The 18061-nt window shown below is 38.0% G+C and carries 14 protein-coding genes and 1 pseudogene; 8 read left to right on the plus strand and 7 right to left on the minus strand.

The window, feature by feature from the left end; genetic code table 11:
* Window positions 1–60: 60 nt before the first annotated feature.
* Window positions 61–1002 carry a sensor domain-containing diguanylate cyclase gene (locus LGQ02_RS04400; protein WP_226517018.1) on the minus strand — a complete coding sequence of 314 codons (942 nt, stop codon included), beginning with the start codon at window positions 1000–1002 and terminating at the stop codon, window positions 61–63.
* A 357-nt stretch (window positions 1003–1359) separates the two neighbouring features.
* Here LGQ02_RS04400 and LGQ02_RS04405 point away from each other — a divergent pair, with 357 nt between their 5' ends.
* On the plus strand, window positions 1360–2481 hold the full coding sequence (locus tag LGQ02_RS04405) for an alanine racemase (RefSeq protein ID WP_226517019.1): 1122 nt from the start codon (window positions 1360–1362) through the stop codon (window positions 2479–2481).
* 136 nt (window positions 2482–2617) lie between these two features.
* On the opposite strand, the gene LGQ02_RS04410 is transcribed toward LGQ02_RS04405, so the two are convergent.
* The gene (locus tag LGQ02_RS04410; protein ID WP_226517020.1) at window positions 2618–3151 is read right to left on the minus strand and encodes a small multi-drug export protein; all 534 of its coding nucleotides are present in this window, start codon (window positions 3149–3151) and stop codon (window positions 2618–2620) included.
* A gap of 322 nt (window positions 3152–3473) precedes the next feature.
* Between LGQ02_RS04410 and LGQ02_RS04415 the strand changes: the two genes are divergently transcribed.
* The 5 genes from LGQ02_RS04415 to LGQ02_RS04435 all read left to right on the plus strand — a co-directional run bounded on the left by LGQ02_RS04415 (window position 3474) and on the right by LGQ02_RS04435 (window position 7974).
* The gene (locus LGQ02_RS04415; protein WP_226517021.1) at window positions 3474–3692 is read left to right on the plus strand and encodes a hypothetical protein; all 219 of its coding nucleotides are present in this window, start codon (window positions 3474–3476) and stop codon (window positions 3690–3692) included.
* A 55-nt stretch (window positions 3693–3747) separates the two neighbouring features.
* A complete protein-coding gene (locus tag LGQ02_RS04420) occupies window positions 3748–5112 on the plus strand; it encodes an MATE family efflux transporter (RefSeq protein ID WP_226517022.1) in 1365 nt (454 codons plus the stop codon).
* Between the two features lie 480 nt (window positions 5113–5592).
* Window positions 5593–6072, plus strand: coding sequence for a M50 family metallopeptidase (locus LGQ02_RS04425; protein WP_226517023.1), 480 nt, complete (start codon window positions 5593–5595; stop codon window positions 6070–6072).
* Window positions 6073–6223: 151 nt separating this feature from the next.
* On the plus strand, window positions 6224–6529 hold the full coding sequence (locus tag LGQ02_RS04430) for an HNH endonuclease (RefSeq protein ID WP_226517024.1): 306 nt from the start codon (window positions 6224–6226) through the stop codon (window positions 6527–6529).
* Window positions 6530–6600: 71 nt separating this feature from the next.
* Window positions 6601–7974 carry an aldehyde dehydrogenase gene (locus LGQ02_RS04435; protein WP_226517025.1) on the plus strand — a complete coding sequence of 458 codons (1374 nt, stop codon included), beginning with the start codon at window positions 6601–6603 and terminating at the stop codon, window positions 7972–7974.
* A gap of 413 nt (window positions 7975–8387) precedes the next feature.
* Here LGQ02_RS04435 and LGQ02_RS04440 read toward each other — a convergent pair.
* Window positions 8388–8707: pseudogene (locus tag LGQ02_RS04440) on the minus strand (zinc ribbon domain-containing protein YjdM).
* Window positions 8708–10029: 1322 nt separating this feature from the next.
* Here LGQ02_RS04440 and bioB point away from each other — a divergent pair.
* Window positions 10030–11037: a biotin synthase BioB gene (gene bioB, locus LGQ02_RS04445; RefSeq protein WP_319003513.1), complete on the plus strand. Its 1008-nt coding sequence runs from the start codon at window positions 10030–10032 to the stop codon at window positions 11035–11037.
* 94 nt (window positions 11038–11131) lie between these two features.
* Here the strand turns inward: bioB and LGQ02_RS04450 are convergent, their stop codons facing one another.
* The 3 genes from LGQ02_RS04450 to LGQ02_RS04460 are packed head-to-tail and all read right to left on the minus strand — an operon-like array spanning window position 11132 to window position 14768.
* Complete coding sequence (locus LGQ02_RS04450; RefSeq protein WP_226517026.1) at window positions 11132–12316, minus strand: GNAT family N-acetyltransferase; 1185 nt, start codon at window positions 12314–12316, stop codon at window positions 11132–11134.
* Window positions 12313–13749, minus strand: coding sequence for a cryptochrome/photolyase family protein (locus LGQ02_RS04455; RefSeq protein ID WP_226517027.1), 1437 nt, complete (start codon window positions 13747–13749; stop codon window positions 12313–12315). Before LGQ02_RS04455 ends, LGQ02_RS04450 begins: the two co-directional genes overlap by 4 nt.
* 47 nt (window positions 13750–13796) lie before the next feature.
* Window positions 13797–14768: a YbgA family protein gene (locus LGQ02_RS04460; RefSeq protein ID WP_226518218.1), complete on the minus strand. Its 972-nt coding sequence runs from the start codon at window positions 14766–14768 to the stop codon at window positions 13797–13799.
* Between the two features lie 190 nt (window positions 14769–14958).
* Here LGQ02_RS04460 and LGQ02_RS04465 point away from each other — a divergent pair, with 190 nt between their 5' ends.
* Window positions 14959–16263: a lysine N(6)-hydroxylase/L-ornithine N(5)-oxygenase family protein gene (locus tag LGQ02_RS04465; protein ID WP_226517028.1), complete on the plus strand. Its 1305-nt coding sequence runs from the start codon at window positions 14959–14961 to the stop codon at window positions 16261–16263.
* 445 nt (window positions 16264–16708) lie between these two features.
* Here LGQ02_RS04465 and LGQ02_RS04470 read toward each other — a convergent pair whose 3' ends face one another.
* Complete coding sequence (locus LGQ02_RS04470) at window positions 16709–18061, minus strand: TldD/PmbA family protein (protein WP_226517029.1); 1353 nt, start codon at window positions 18059–18061, stop codon at window positions 16709–16711.

Below are 18061 nucleotides of genomic sequence, written 5' to 3' on the forward strand. Positions count from 1 at the left end.
ATCGTAGCACAAGGATCAGATGGCTACTGGTAATGTATTGTTTGAGAAATCGAGGAACTGCTATACAAACAATTGTTGTTTTGTCTTACGCTTGTCTTCGTACATTGCTTCATCGGCCTGTTTAAACAAATGATCCATCAGTTTCATGGAAGAGCGGGAATGTTCATAACCGACAGCGAAGTAGATGTTTTGTGAATTTGTAGACTCTTCATTATGATGTTCACATAAAGATAGAAGGAGTTCATATTTGTGTTCTACATATCTTCTAGATGTGCCTTCAATTAGAAGAACGAATTCATCTCCACCAATGCGGTATACGCTCGTATAATCATCAACGCAACCTTTAAGAATTGAAGCTGTTTCTTTTATAAGGTTGTCTCCTGCAAGGTGACCGAAGTTGTCGTTTGTTGCTTTTAGATCATTTACATCACAAAGCATGAGGCCTACAGATAGATCGATTTCATTTAAATAGTGAAACCGTTCTCGAAACGCTGTTCGGTTTTTTAGCCCTGTCAATTCATCGTGAAAGCTTTTAAATTCAAGCTCTTTCTGTAAACGGATTTTATCTGAAACATTTCTAACGATTCCTTCGATTTTCACAAGCTTTCCATGCTTATAAACGGGTGTAGCATATTCCTCAAACCAACCGTAAATGCCACGAGAAATTTCCCAACGTTGTAAGATCGGCTGGCTATAATCTACTTTACCAGATAATTTATTTTGAAGTTTTGGCATATCTTCTGGATGGATAAGATCAAAGGGAATTCTAGGGTTGGCATAAACATCTTTTACAGAAACCTTTAACATTTTTTCAATGGAAGGGCTGACGTACAAAAATTTATGTTCAGGTTCAACTTGAAATTGATAAACAAGGTCTTGAGAGTTCTCTACTAATCTAAAAATCCGTTTTTGCTGATTATGTATCTTTATATACAAAACCATAAAAAGAACGGATCCGATCAATCCTATCATTGCAAAAATCATATAATGTATTTCGAACATTTTCTTTCCTCCGAAGAAAAAAATTTCCAATATAATACTAAATTTTAACAAAAAGTACGATAGAAAAGTAGGAAAATTTTATTATTTTCTTAGTTCATTATTATTATAATCTATTATTACAGTAAAGTGCTAATATATTGATAATTCAGATACGTAATGGCAATCACTGCAATGAGGAATAAGGTCTAGAGAGAAGGTTAATAGTTCTAGCTAGATTTGGTTATCAAAATGGTGTGAAAAATATGAATGAAGCTCCTTTTATGAAATCATCATAGCAGGTGTGGGTATTTTTTAATAGAATAGTAGGTAGATAGATAAAGGCGTGAACAATAGCTATTTTCGAAAGGATGATTATGCGTGCCATCATATGAAGACATTCCAACCCCAGCTCTATTGATTGACGAGGAAAAAATGCAAAGAAATATTCAAAGAATGATAAAAGCTGCGGTGAATAACAAGATCGAGTTACGTCCGCACTTTAAAACGCATAAATCGATTTGGATTGCTAAAGAACAGTTAAAAGCTGGAGCAGTGGGTATTACCGTTGCAAAGCCATCCGAAGCGGAACTACTATTTAAACATGGAGTAACGAATATTTTACTGGCATTTCCAATCGTCGATCCTAAGAAAATTGATCAATTACTTCAGGTTGCAGAAGGAAAACAGCTTATTTTTGCGACAGATAGTCTTGAACAAGCAAAAATCGTTAACGAAAAAGCTGACAAGCACAACACGGAACAAGAGGTGTGGATTAAAGTAAACTCTGGCCTAAACCGGTGTGGTACAGAACCGGGAGAAGAGACTGTTCATCTAGCGAAAAAGATAAGTGATCTCTCTAACTTAAAAGTAACTGGGCTATTTACACATGCTGGCCATTCATATGCAGCGACGACAGAACAAGAACGAGTGGAAATCGCAGAAACAGAGACAAATACCATTTTACAAACGGCTCAATTATGTGAGCATGCGGGGATAACAATTGAACACCGTAGTATTGGGTCAACGCCTACCTTTGAGATTGGTGCAACAATAAATGGGATTACAGAAATCAGACCAGGGAATGCAGTGTTTTTCGATGGGGTCCAAGCAGGCCTAGGTGTTGCAAAACATGAGGAAGTTGCCTTGAAGGTCCTAGGGACAATTGTTTCTAAAAAAACAGATAGGATCATTTTAGATACAGGTAGTAAAGCGTTAACAACAGAAAAAGGTGCCCATGGTAATGAAAGCATTAAAGGATTCGGAAAAGTGATCCATCCAAGTAAACGAATTGAAATTACGAGGCTATCTGAAGAGCATGGAATGATTGATTTGAAAGGAAATGAAGAAGTTAGTCTTGAAGACTTTTCAATCGGGGAGAAAGTTGAGATTATTCCTAACCATGCATGTACAGCTGTAAATTTATATGAAAAATATTATGTGCTGAAAAAAACAGGGGATATTTCTACATCACCAATTGATGCGAGGGGGTGTTCACAATAAAGAAAAGACAGTCCGTGAAGTGTGTTGGCACTTTTAAAAGGACTGTCTTTCTTTTAATAAGAAGTATAATCTTTTAAACATGAAGCTAGCTCGACGAAGACATAACCTGCCTTGTATTAAGGGTAAACGGTGATATTTATAATAAGTTCGTGATCCAGCTGATCCCATAGTAGGAAGCGACGGTAATCAAGACCGTCCATGCGATAAGACTGACCGCCATCCAAAACGTCGTTCGATGTTTATCAGCTTTTAATGAAAGTGCAATAACCGCAGCAAGGTGAACCCCAGTTAGTATAGGACCAACAATCGCGAGTCCTGGAATTCCGTATTTATGAAAGATTGCCGTTGCACGATCTTTTTTCGTACGCTTTTTAGGGTCAGTCTCACTTTCTAAGCCTTCCATATCAACGCCTTCACGTACAACTTCTTTCTTTCTCCTCTTCGCTTCACGTTTCGTTTTCCAGCGTTGTACTATTTTCGCTTTTTGAATTTGTTTAAATGCATAGACGATTAGGAGGATTGGTAGAAAGTTTCCGACAAAGGAAACAATTGCGACGATGATTGGGTTTAGCCCCATTGCTATTCCAATAGGAATGACGAATAAAATCTCAAGCCAAGGTGTTGCAGCCATTACGAACACGACAGTGTATTGCCAGAGAGCTTCCCACATTAGTTATCAGATCCTCCTTTTGCTACAGATTTTGAAAACGAATGATTTTAATAAAACTCGCCTTTTATGAACCAAGGGGGTTAAAAGCATGAAAAAGGAGTACCTCCCCAAAAGTTACCTCGTTTTATAACCCTATCAAATTGGAAAGCAGCTGATTAAACCGGTAACCGAATAAGGATGTAGTAGCTTATGTTTTAAAAGATGTTTCCATTGAATGTAATAGTAGGTTCCATCGCATAATACTGTTCAAGGGTGCGATACAAGAGAAAGACAAGTTTTTTAATGGCTATCCGAATCGCATCAATGAAGCTGATTTTATCAGATGAGTAATAGAAAAGTAAATGAAAATCAGTTAACGAGAATAGACGGAGAAATGGTTATATTAATAAATCATTTTAAAGTACTGACAACGAATATATGTGCTTTTTACCCATTTATGACTTGTTTAGTTGACAAGAGAGAAGAAGAGTTCTATTGTTTACTATCGGAAATGGTCATCCATTTATGTTATTACGAAAACAATACTCCGACCAATATATGATGATGAAGAGGTATGTCTATATTATGAAAATAGTATTAACGGGAGGAGGCGTAACATGTATGAAACGAAAACAATAAAAGAAAAAATACGCTTACTCATCGTTGTCATGTGGCCGATATTAGTGACTCAAGTAGGTATGTATGCAATGAACTTTATTGATACAACAATGTCTGGTCAAGCGGGGGCAAATGACTTAGCAGGTGTGGCGATCGGATCTAGTTTATGGGTACCAATTTTAACGGGGATTACAGGGATTTTAATTGCGCTTACGCCAATCCTCTCGCAAAAAATCGGAGCAGAGAAAGCTGATGATGTAGGATATTACGTCATTCAAGGGATATATTTATCCATTGCTATATCGATTGTTGTTGTAATACTTGGTATATTTTTGCTGGAACCGATATTAGGATTAATGGCTTTAACGCCCGAGGTTGCTCATATTGCTAAGCACTATTTAATCGGTTTAGTGTTAGGAATCATACCGTTGTTTGTGTATACCGTGTTTCGATGTTTTATGGATTCTCTCGGTCAAACAAGGGTTACGATGTTTATTACTCTATTAGCACTACCTGTGAATTTTATTTTTAACTATGCGCTTATTTTCGGCAATTTCGGTTTTCCACAGCTAGGTGGGATCGGTGCCGGATATGCCTCAGCGATAACATACTGGTTTATTTTAGGGGTAACAATTTACTTTACGAAAAATGTACGACCGTTTGTACAATATCGTCTATTCCAGGTGCTCTACCCATTAAAGTTGAGAACTTGGAAAGAAATTTTAGTCATCGGATTACCGATTGGGTTAACGATTTTTTTCGAAACGAGTATTTTTTCAGCAGTGACTCTTTTAATGAGTCAGTTCTCAACAGAAATTATTGCAGCTCATCAAGCTGCTTTAAACTTTGCAAGTATTCTATACATGATTCCGTTAAGCATTGCGTTTACATTGACGATTGCAGTTGGATTTGAACTTGGAGCAAAACGGATGAAAGATGTTAAGCAATATAGCTACATTGGAATGGTTATTTCTATTTTAATGGGACTCTTTGCTTGTGTTTTTATTTATGTTCTTAGAGAACCTGCCGCAAGCTTATATTCAAATGACCCAGAAGTGTTAGTGTTAATTCAGCACTTTTTAATTTATGCGATCTTTTTCCAATTGTCTGATGCTATAAATACCCCGATTCAAGGGATTTTACGTGGTTATAAAGATGTAAACATTCCTTTTGTGATGGCGTTTATTTCGTTTTGGATTATCGGATTGCCGTTCGGGTTCATTTCAGCTAATTATACTCCGCTCGGTCCATTCGGATATTGGTTAGGACTGATTGTTTCACTTGGTGTATGTGCAAGCTTTCTAGCATGGAGACTCTTCGTTGTACAACGAAAGTTCTCGTTAAAAATAGATACAGAACATTAAACCGAACGAGTCGTTATACTCGATCGGTTTTTCTATTAGGCTCTGTTAAAGTTAGTTGTTGTTTTTCGTCATTATAGGTGGATGCTGTTCAGAGTGATTTTCGGTTCGTGGCTCCTGCGTTTACTCGTCGCAGCTCGAAGTCGTTCGAAGAAGTGATGCTCGTTGCTGTTCCTGCAGGCGTCACCACCTGCCATTCCTCAAATCCCAAGATATCAACATTGAGCTTTAACACAGCCTTCTACTAAGTATTTTTGAAATTTTGCTACGAGGCCATGAACACATCATGATGACCTTACAATCTTAGTGCAGTAGGTGGTATTTTTTTCTGGAATCTAGTTTTAGTACGTCATGGACGTCGCAATAATCAATCTCGCAAAGCTGCTTGATTACCACCGAGCTCTTTACAATTATTGAGTTTGACTAGCGGGAAATAAGGTAAAAACCGAATAATAGATGAAAGACAAGAAGGGAGGGGAAGGGATGTTCACATTATCTGACATTCCAACATTTATATGGGCATTTGCCATTATTTTGCCGCTTGTGATGCTTATTCACGAAAGCGGTCATTATGTGATGGCACGTTTTTTTGGCGGGAAAATGAAATTTACATTAGGGAGAGGAAAAGTGATTTTTAAACTTGGTGATTTTGAAATTCGCCGTGTTTACTTTTTGGACTCTTGGTGTCAAATAGATGAATTAGAAGTTAGTAACCGTTGGTCCCATGCTCTTGTCTATTTAGGTGGTTCAATCTTTAACTTAATAACCATTTTTATCTTAAATGCGTTAATTACTTATGGCGTTCTAGAGCCACACATTTTTTTCTATCAATTCGTATACTTCTCGTTATACTTCATTTTCTTCGCATTACTTCCCGTTGAATACGGAGAAGGACATCCGAGTGACGGAAAAGCCGTGTATGATGTCATTCGGCATGGGACAAAGAGAGACCCTTTAGATTAACGAAACGAACTAAGGTTGATGTCATTCTCCCACTTGTGACAACGTCTTTCTAGCAAGAAAAGTTTATGTAGCTAGTGTATAATAATGATATGGTGCAAGGAACCTGGAAAATAAATGGTATTTAATTATAGATGTAAGGATGTTTTTGTTTATGAAGCGTGAAGAGAAAGGGCAATGCCAACTTTGCGAAAGGGACAATGTAATATTAACAGAACATCACCTGATACCGAAAGAAGAAGGTGGTACGTTTATGCCAACAGCTCGTTTATGTATTCCTTGTCATAAACAAACCCACCATTTATATACAAATAAAGAATTAGCGATCCGATTATATACAATTGAACGGTTAAAAGATGATGAGTCGATAAAGCGATTTTTGAAGTGGATTAAAAAGCAGCCATCACAAACATTAATAAAAGTGAAGAAATCACATCATAAACGACAAAACCGTTCATAAACAATAGGGTTCATATGAGAGCTTATTGGGAATGTAAGTAAGAGAATGTGTGAAAGTAAGGGGAGAATAATATGAACGAGGCTATTCATTCGTTAGTTCAAAAACAAAAACAATATTTTTACAGTGGGGAAACGAAGTCAATTGCCTTTCGTGTCAAGCAGTTGGAAAAACTTAAAGCGGCTATCAAAGAACGTGAAGGTGATATTCTAAATGCAGTTTGGCGTGATTTAAATAAATCAGAGCACGAGGCATTTTTAACAGAAATCGGCTTTTTATACAATGAGATAAAAGATATGATCAAAAATGTTGATCATTGGGCAGCACCAAAAAAAGAAAAAACCCCTTTATCTCATGCTGGCAGTAAAAGTATCGTTTATAAAGAACCATACGGAGTAACACTTATCATTGCGCCATGGAATTACCCATTTCAATTGGCGATCGCACCACTTATCGGTGCAATTGGTGGAGGAAATACTGCAATTATTAAACCTTCGGAGATGACACCTGACACGAGTTCAGTCATACGTGAATTGATTTCATCAACGTTTGATGAAGAATATATCGCGGTCGTAGAAGGAGACGCTGAAACGTCGAAAGAATTATTAGAAGAAAACGTAGACTACATTTTCTTTACGGGGAGTGTCCAAGTCGGAAAAAAAGTAATGGAAGCTGCTGCAAAGCATTTAACGCCAGTCACGTTAGAATTAGGTGGTAAGAGCCCAGCTTTAATAATGAAGGACGCAAATGTAAAATTAGCGGCAAAAAGAATTGTTTGGGGAAAGTTTATCAATGCAGGTCAAACGTGTGTTGCTCCTGACTATATTCTCGTTCATGAAAAGCACCGCCGAAAACTATTAAAATATTTGGTGCACTACATTAAAAAGTATTACGGTGAGAATGTGACTGGAAACGGGAAATTCCCGAAGATCGTAAGTGGAAAGCATGTTGATCGTTTAGCAAATATGCTTGATGAAGAAAAGGTGTATTATGGTGGGCGTTTTGATCGTGAGGAACGCTTTATGGAACCAACAGTGATGATTGATGTTACGTATGATGACCAAGTGATGGCAGAAGAAATTTTCGGCCCAATCTTGCCGATAATTACTTATGCCAATGACTATGACGTCATTGATTTAGTGAGAAAACGCCCCAATCCATTAGCGCTTTACGTATTTACTGAAAGCAAAGAAAATGAGCAATTGATCCTTGAACACCTCTCGTTTGGCGGAGGATGCGTAAATGATACATTAATGCATTTAGCGACCCCTTATATGCCATTTGGTGGTGTAGGTGAAAGTGGAATGGGGGCTTACCACGGAAAGCATAGCTTTGATACGTTCACACACGAAAAAAGTGTTTTAAGACAAACGACAAAATTTGATCTTCCATTAAGGTATAGTAAATCAAAAGCTACATTAAACACATTACGAAAAATGTGGGAGTAATAATAAAAGGGCTGGAGGTGCGAAAGCATGCTTCGGTCTTTTTTATTGTTGTGAAAGCATGGTTTGGAATTTTATACGAGTTTATAGTTGTGAGTAATTACGTGTGTGGAGCATGGAGTAGGCGAGCAATCGTTGGAGGTTGTCTGACCTCTTTGTTATATGCTTTTACTTTGTTTTGTTCTTCATTTGAGTCCTACAAAATTGAGTCTGACTCAGCTGACCCGGACTCAATCATGGCGGACTCAATTCATGAATAAACAGAAAGAATAGTGAATATAAAGGCTCTCCAAATGTATGAAAATACAAATTGGATTCGAAATAAACAAAAACCGCAAAACGATGAAAGTTTTACGGTCTAATCATAATCAACTTTTCAAAGGATTAATTTATGTTTTTTTAACAAACTCAGACTTTCATTTCATTGCGCCAAATCGATCAATTTTGCAATCGATATCGTGATCACCATCAACTAAACGAATATTTTTCACTTTCGTACCTACTTTCACAGCTGAGGAACTACCTTTTACTTTAAGATCTTTGATGACAGTAACCGTATCGCCATCGTTTAAGATATTCCGTTTGTATAATTGATAACTTTTTCCTCTTCATTGTTTTCTGTTTCAGATTGTAACGTCCACTCATGCCCACACTCGGGACAAACAAAAAGCGCCCCATCTTCGTAAGTATATTCAGAGTTACACTTTCGACAATTTGGTAATTCAGTTAATGTTATTTCCTCCAATGGTTATTCAGTTTGGACCTCATTTGAAATTGACCCCATTATACAAAGTTTGTTTTATAGGTAGAAAAGTGTACTTATGGTACAGTTTGTAGATTCGTAGGTATAATGATGATTTCTTTAACTATTGAATCAATTTCATAACTCAAAATAAGATGCTAAATTCCGAATGATAAGCGTGAACTTCACTTCAGACGGACGCTTTCCCGAGGGCTTGTCTTCAGCTAACTTAGGCTCGACAACTTTTCGCCTAAGTGGATGTTCAGCTCGTTGCTCCTGCGCCACTACGCTTGCTCGTCGCATGTAAAGAGTGCTCCTGCGGTTACTCGTCGCAGATAAACAGTGTTCCTGCGATTACTCGTCACAGATAAACAGTGCTCCTGCGCCACTACGCTTGCTCGTCGCAGGTAAAGAGTGCTCCTGCGGTTACTCGTCGCAGCTCGAAGCAGTTCGAAGAAGTATTGCTCGTCGCTGATCCTCTGGGAGTCGCCGTCTTTAGTTTCGTTCACTTCCAAATAAAACGTACATTTAATGAAAAATTTATAACATTATTCGTTTAATTGCACAAAAAAACAGAATTATGAAATTGATTTTATTAGCAAAATATTGGCAAGTTCTCAGTCACTCGAAATAAGATAGCTTAGATTGTTCTTCGTTAAATGAGTGTAAGTTCGTTCTTCATTCATCGAAATTTCTTGAGATTAAATATATCTATCCTTTTGTACGGGAAGTTCGTTAACTGTTTTTACATATAGGTTGACAATCGGTAGTGTAATCCGTTTAACTGATAGTAGAAAGATAGATAAATAAAGTGTCAGCTTTAAAAATATCTCTGTTAATTTTCATTGTTGATTTCCAAAAATCACGAGACGCCTGCGACGACCATCAGCTTCACGAACTTCCACAAGGATGTGGTGACTTCGACGTTCCCACAGGACGTGGGGGTTTTAGTCGAAGTTCTATTGTATCTAGTTGTCTCGACGGAAAGGACGTCCTAATGCCGGGCATGCCACAGGACGTGGCGTTTTGCCCGGTGGACGGATACGGCTTCAAAGCATAGCTTGTAGAGGAAGAGGCAAGAAACTCCCCGATTAGCTGAAGCCTTGCCCGCGGCAAAGAAGACACCATGAAAGCAAACAAAGTGAAGCTTGAATGGATGTCGCACTTGTGCCCAGAGGTGCAAAGAAGACACCATGAAAGCAAACAAAGTGAAGCTTGAATGGATGTCGCACTTGTGCCCAGAGGTGCAAGCGAGTGTATTTTTGTAAAATCGACACTAGTCTTTAACAAAGCTTTAAAAATAAGGAGGAAAGCTTATGCTCAATCATGCCAGTATGAAATCACCTTTACAATGGGAACATTATGCGGATAAAGCCTTAAAAGGTGAACAGTTAACTAGAGAAGAAAGCTATGAAATATTAGGTGCTTCAGATGAAGAAATCTTACCTCTTCTACATAGTGCGTATCGCGTGCGAAGACATTACTATGGTAATAAAGTTAAGCTGAATATGATCATTAATGCAAAAAGCGGTCTTTGTCCAGAAGATTGCGGGTATTGTTCACAATCAATTGTTTCAGAAGCACCGATTGAAAAATTTACTTTTTTAGATAAAGAAACGTTGTTAGCGGGGGCAAGAGAAGCTCGAGATAGAAAAGCGGGAACGTATTGTATTGTTGCAAGTGGACGAGGCCCATCAGATAAAGAAGTTGATCAAGTGGTGGAAGCTGTTAAAGAAATTAAAAATGATATGCCTTTAAAGATTTGTGCCTGTTTAGGGATTCTCTCTCATGATAAAGCAGAACGTTTAAAGGAAGCAGGGGTCGACCGTTATAACCATAACTTAAATACGAGTGCGAGGCATCATGAAAACATTACGACTACGCATACATATGATGATCGAGTCGCAACAGTGAAAAATGCCAAAAGTACCGGCATCTCCCCATGTTCTGGAGTGATTGCTGGAATGGGCGAAAGTTATGATGATCTTTATGATATGGCTGTAGAATTACAAGAGCTTGATGCTGACTCTATTCCAGTAAATTTTTTAAACCCAATTGAAGGGACACCGTTACAAGGAATGAATGAATTAAATCCTCGTTACTGTTTGAAAGTACTAGCCTTTTTCCGTTTTATGAATCCAACAAAAGAGATCCGTATTTCAGGAGGGCGTGAGGTAAATCTCGGCTCGTTACAAGTCATGGGACTATATGCTGCAAATTCTATCTTTGTAGGTGATTATTTAACGACAGAAGGACAAACGGCTACAATAGATCATAAAATGATTGAAGATTTAGGGTTTGAAATAGAAGAATGTGCATTGTAAAAAGTAGAGACTAAAGGAAATGATACTTATCAAAATAGAAGCACCTGCTTATGAAAGGCAGGTGCTTCTACGATTATATCGAGGTTATCGTGTTTTAAAAGAAATCATAAATAAACGCTGGTTGGTATGGAATAGACCCTATTAACCTATTAAGCTCATGTTCTTCGCCTTCAATGAGACCTTCTCTTATTAACATATCTGGACGTTGTGAGCCAAAGAGAAGGGCGGATAAGGTCTGAATGGATAACCTGCAGCCACGCTTCGGTTCATGCGTACAAGAACCTTCTTTTTTAAACGGGAAAAATTGAATGTTACTTTCTTTTGGCCCGATGACAAACGTCCCATGATTCCACTCACAAAATTCATCAGTAACATGGAAAATCAACGGTTTCTCATCATCTGTCTGCTTAAACGGTACATACGATAAGAACGACTTCACATCAACGATACGAGCCATAAAATAAGAAGTTACTTCACGACTAACCTTTGGATCATCTAACAAAAACGGCATGCCATCATGGGGCGTTGTTTTTAAAACGACAGATTTAATCATTGAATCATGATTTGCAATAAACGTCCAAAGTCCATCACGTGACTCAGGGGTTAACGAAATAAGTTCCTTAATCGTCATTTTTTCTTCTTTTACTTCATAAATCATATACCCTTTAGCTTCACTGTCACCATTATAATAAACGGCAACGTTTCCTTTTTTACGTTTAAAAACAGAGCGCTTCCACCAATCCTCATGACGATCAATCGTTCCGTTATAGAGTTTTGCCCATGCATCGTACACGGGTTGCAAGACGTCGATTGACGGTTTTATCCGGCGAACATAGCCGTTTGTTTCCTTTCTTTTCGGTAACTGTTCACGTGTTAACGTAATCGTTTGTGTATCAGCGAAAAGTTCCCATCCATATTTACGATAAAAGGGGATAGAAAACGGAAATAAAAATGAAACAATTTGCCCTTTTTCTTTCATCTCTTGCAAAGAATGAGCGAGTAAGTTTTTCACAAGACCACTACGTCGTTGCTCAGGCCAAGTGGCTACACCAGATACGCCGCCCATCGCAATACTTTGACCGTGATAAAACACATTGAAAGGAATCGTCGTTGCTTTCGATAAAATTTCCCCATTTTCCTCTGCAACCCAAGTGTTCTCTGGATATACCCATTCACGTCTTTCCTCTCGTTCTTCATCTGATAATGCATATTGAAACGCATAGGAAGACATGTCAAAGCTCAAATCAATTTCTTCTTGTTTTAATTTTCTGTAGTTCAATTCTCCTCATCTCCCTTAAAAAGTTGAATCGCTCTTTTTCGTTGGATACGATGATCGACGGTAGGAGCGGGATAATCTACTCCGATCATGCATCCAGCTTCTTTTTGGAAATCTTCAGTCATTTTGTGAGGTTCATGTATGTATTTTTCAGGTACATGTTTTAACTCAGGAACGAACGCTTTAATGAAGCGCCCATTTGGGTCAAAACGTACAGACTGTTTAACAGGGTGAAAAACTCTAAAGTAAGGAACTGCGTCTGTTCCAACGGATGCCGCCCATTGCCATCCGCCAATATTCGATGATGCATCATAATCAATTAGTTTTTCTTGAAAATAACGTTCCCCAAGTCGCCAGTCGATCAAGTAATCTTTCGTTAAAAAGGAGGCGGTCACCATTCGCAAACGGTTATGCATCCACCCTGTTTGATTTAGCTGACGCATGCCAGCATCGACTAGAGGGAAACCCGTTTTACCTTCTTTCCAAAGAGAGAAGAAATCGAGGTTACGATTCCACGGTATCGTACGGTATTTTTCATTTAATTCTACATCTTTTGCTTCAGGTTGAAAATAGTGAATCATATAATAAAAGTCTCGCCACGCTAGTTCTTTCAAAAATGATTCCGCACCAGCTCCTGCTTCATCAAGTCGGTTCATAACGGTATGGTAAATCGATCGCACAGACAGGTTCCCCGTTTTGATATACGGAGATAGTCGGCTTGAACCGTCCTTATATGGTGTATCACGATCATCACGATATGTAATTAAACGTTCTTCAACGAATTGCTTATGCCTCTCTTGAGCACTTTCTTCACCTATCCCTTCCCAAGTGAATGTACTTTTCGTCAGGATATGATGGAAGAAAAAGTGCTCACCTTCTCGATCAATCGGATCGCTTTCCAAATGATAAAGCTTTAGTTCATGGAAATTGCTCGATAAAGGAAGGGGGACATGCTTTGTTGACCACGTGCGGAAATAAGGCGTGAACACTTTATAATAACTGCCATCTTTTTTTAACACGTCTTTAGGTTCATGAATATGTGTCCCGTTGAAGTCATACGTATCAATTCCTTTATTATGAAACCAACGTGTAGCTACATCATCTCGTTTTTTCCCTTCACCGGCTATATCGCGATTATAAAAGACCCCTTTCAAATTTGGTTGAGCGTGAACAAGTTTATTCAAAGCTTCCTCGAGCTCTCCGTAGATGATATGAAGGTGAAGTCCTCGTTTTTCACATTGTTTATAAAAGTGATGTAACGTTTGAAAAAAATAGTCATGATGAAGGTCAATGTGATCTGTAAAACCAGGGTCTAAATGATAGATCAACATCAGCTTTCCATCTAGTTCTTTCGCTGCTTTTAATCCGTAAAAAAGAGCAGGTTGGTCATAAAAACGAAAATCTGTCCGAAACCAGACAGCGAATGTATTGGTCATTGCCATCACCTTTTCTAGTCTAATCGTCTGTTAAAACTGAACCGAAGCTACGTATAGCTTCTACCTTTACCTGAGTCAGTAATTTCGACTAATTCTTCAGGGTAAGGAGTAAAGAACGTTTGAGTTTGTAAATATGGGTGTTGGAACCGACTAACCCACGCACGTAAAACCCCCACTGGGCTACTTAGTGGCACTTTATTCTCTCTATATTGCTCAATGAGGTTTAAGAAATATGATTTTTCTTCATGTGTCAGCTTCTTTGAAAAATATCCCATTATATGGTGCAGGACATTAATATTTTTCGCACATGTAGGAGGGTGACTTAAAAGTTCATATAATACTTTTTCATAGTTATGCAAAGTGTGTTCGATCGGCTCTTTGTTGTGATTTGCGGTAATTCTTCCGAGTTCTTTTAACTTCAATTGGTGAAAAGCCATAAACAAATATTTATTATGACTATGAAATTGTAATAAATCTTGATACGAAAGGCTTTTCTTAATTTTTCTAAACGTCGCAAGGATAAAGATTTTTGTGAAAAAATGTTCTCGGATCGTAAAGTTTTTTAGCCTTCCTTCATCTTCGATCGCTAAGTGTGAAAACTTCTTTAATACCTCTTTTCCAAATAGACCAGCGCTTTTGTCGATTGTCGGTGATTTATCGAGCCCACTCATAACTTTAGCGTCAGAAATAGCACAGCTTGGAGAACGAGTTTTTAATATAAATCCATCTATCTCTTCTAGTGAATGTAAATATTCTTGTGAAAACGTGGTCATCTCTTCAGTCAAGTCTTTTTTCGTTGCTGGTTGCATTAATCGATTTTCTTTGTTTTTTGCAACAATTCGAATCGGATCTCTAGGTGTTCCAAGACCTATTTCTTCTTCAGGACAAACAGGAATAAACTGAACGAAGGGAGCTAATTTGTCAACGGATCGATCATGAAGGGCGTCTCCATTATATCTACACGCGTCAAATCCTAAACATTTACTAACTACGACCGTTGGCTTTTCAAACGATTTTATCAACATTAAACACCTCTAGTAAAAAATGAATTCGTTATGTTCAATCATTATATAATCTATGTATACATTTTGTATAATATTAAGCATCCGGTAAAGGTTCATTATCATCATGATGTTTTATTTTTCCAAAGAACGTAAAAACTAATCAATAATAGACGTATTTTCGTGAAAAGTAGAGTGAGGGTGAAAAATGGGAAAAAACGAAATAATGTATGATGTCATAGGTATAGGGATCGGACCTTTTAACTTAGGAATGGCAGCGTTATTAGAAGATGAAGATAAGGTCAATGCGATGTTTTTTGATGAAACTCCGGTATTTAATTGGCACCCAGGTATGCTTATCGAAGGAGCAGATTTACAAGTTCCTTTTTTAGCGGACTTTGTGACTTTTGCAGATCCGACGAGTCGGTTCAGTTTTCTTAACTACTTACATGAGCAAAACAGGCTTTATCAATTTTACTTCTTTAATCGGTTTGATATTCCTCGTCGGGAGTACAATGATTACGCGCAATGGGTCGCTTCACAGTTAACGAATTGTATGTTTAGTTCAAGAGTCGTTGATGTGATTGATCATGATACGTATTATGATGTGGTAGTTGAGGATCAAGAATCAGGGGAGAAGAGGACATATGCCACCAAGCACCTCGTTTTAGGTACAGGCAGTTCCCCACTTATACCGAAAGGGCTCAGAGGTTTTCCGAAAAAAGATGTCCTTCATACGAGCAATTATCAGTACGAGCAACCCGAGCTTGAAGAAGCGGAAGGCCTAATGGTTGTGGGCTCAGGGCAAAGTGCTGCTGAAGTTTTTCTAGATTTACTACAAAAACAAAATGGGAATGATCAGCATATTTATTGGGTGACAAGGTCAGCAGCATTCTTTCAACTAGAATCAGGAAAACTAGGTCAGGAAGTCTTTTCACCAGACTATATCGACTACTATCATTCTCTTCCTTATGATAAGCGAATGAATGAAATCCCTCACTTGCAACATTTAAGGCAAGGGGTAGAAGAAAAAACGCTTCATGAAATTTACGATTTACTTTACCATAAAACGGTCAATGGTTTTGATACAGGAGTTACGATTTTAACAAGTTCAGATGTGAAAAAAATTGAGCAGACAGGTAACAAGTATACCGTCACGTGTGAACAGTGGCAGCAAGAAAAAGAATACTCAATTGATGTTAATAAAGTGATTTTAGCAACGGGCTATCGACCAAACATTCCAGACTGGTTTGAAAAGTTCAATGACAAAATCGAGTGGGAAGAAAACAAGCATTTTAAAGTAAAAAGAGATTATCGCCTCAGCTTTAAAGAGCCAAGAGATCATCACTTTTTTACATTGACAAATATCGAGCACTCTCACGGAGCAAGCGCTACAAATCTGGGCCTTGCCGTTCAAAGGAATGTGACAATTATAAATAAAATTGCAGGACGAGAACTTTATCCAGAACAACGCAATACCGTTTTTCAAAACTTCGGAGCGCTGGAAGAATAGATGTCGCAAGTAAACTTAAGAACCCGCAAGTAAAAGGTGAAAGTCGCAAGTAAAGGATGAAAATCGCAAGTAAAGGGTGAAAGTCGCAAGTAAAGGGTGAAAGTCGCAAGTAAAGGGTGAAAGTCGCAAGTAAAGGGTGAAAGTCGCAAGTAAAGGGTGAAAGTCGCAAGTAAATGATGAAAGTCGCAAGTAAATGATGAAAGTCGCAAGTAAAGGTAGATAGTCACAAGTAAACATGAGAACTCGCAAGTAAAGGATCAAACTCGCAAGTAAAAGGAACTCTTAAAAAGTGATGAACAAACCGGAAAAGTGATGAACAAATCAAGAAAGTGATGAACAAATCAAGAAACGCGAGAAACATACCAACAAATTTAATCACGCCACCTATATTCTCAGCGAAAACCTAAAAACGAGCTTGGCACCACCGCCAAGCTCGTTTCCACAATTATTTTCCTGCAATAGATAGCATTCCAACTTTTAAACTAGGGGACCCAACATAGCCACCAGATGGCATTCCAAAATCAAGGTCTTCTCCAATTCCTTCGACTTGCTCAAGCATTTCGAAAAAGTTGCCTGCTACGGTAATTTGGTTCACAGGGCGATCAATTTTACCGTCTTTCACTAAGTAACCATTCGCAGCTAGTGAAAAGTCTCCAGATATCGGGTTCGCACCTGAGTGTAGTCCTTGTAAATCTGTGATGACCATCGCTTCTTTTTCAGCTCCGACCAAATCGTTATACGTGACTTCGCCTGGTTCAATAAATAAGTTAGAAGGCGAAACAGTGATCGTGCCTTTATAAGAGGATTTATTAGCGTGTCCAGTTGATGCAACGTTATCTTTATGTGCAGTTTTTAAGTTGTGGAAAAACGTTTTTAATACGCCTTCGTCTACAACATTTAATTTCTTCGTTGCGACACCTTCACTATCAAAAGTACGTGTTGCAAAGCCTTCTTTTAAATGAGGGTCATCAACAATCGTAACGTTACTATTTGCAATTGTTTCTCCTAATTTTTTCGTAAGTCTTGATTTCCCTTTTTGAACATTCTCTGCAGAAAAAGATGATGAAAAAACATTTAGTAGTGAAGCCGCAGCTGTATTTCTTAGAATGACAGGATAATCTTTACTGTCTACCGTGTCTGCACCTAAGAAACTGAGTGCTTCTTCTGTCACTTCTTTTGCGATCTTCTTTGGATCTAAAGTAGAAAAGTCACGAGTTAAGTTTAATTTCGCTGCACTTTTAATGTCTTCTCCTTCTTTTGCAACAACTGATAGAAAGATATAGACGACGTTGCCTTTTTCTCTTTTTTCTAGTCCTTTCGTATTGGCGATCATTTTCTCGACATCATTTGATTCTAGTAAACAATAGTTCACGCTAGAAACCTTATCACTAAGAGCAAAACATTCTTCTTCCACTTGTTTTAGTAGGGAAACTTTTGCTTCGTTCGATACGTCCGCAAGCTCTTCACTAAATAGTTCTAATGACTCGTAATGGTTAGATCCTTCAAAGATCACTTCTTTATCATCGTTGTCTTTAATAGATGCATGGTCTTTACTTTCGTTTAATAATAGGTTAATTGAATCTTCATCGACTTTTTCGGTATAGGCATAACCCATTTGACCGTTATACATTCCACGAAAAGCTACGCCACCTTCTTTTGCAAGGTCGTAACTGTCAATGTCACCTTTATAAACTTTCGTACTAAATTTTGTATTGCTTTGATAATATATTTCCATATCGGAAAAACCGAGAGTTTTGCCTTTTTCAAAAAGTTGATCCTTAAATTGTAAAATGTCCAT

Source organism: Bacillus shivajii (assembly GCF_020519665.1).
Lineage (GTDB): Bacteria > Bacillota > Bacilli > Bacillales > Salisediminibacteriaceae > Bacillus_CA > Bacillus_CA shivajii.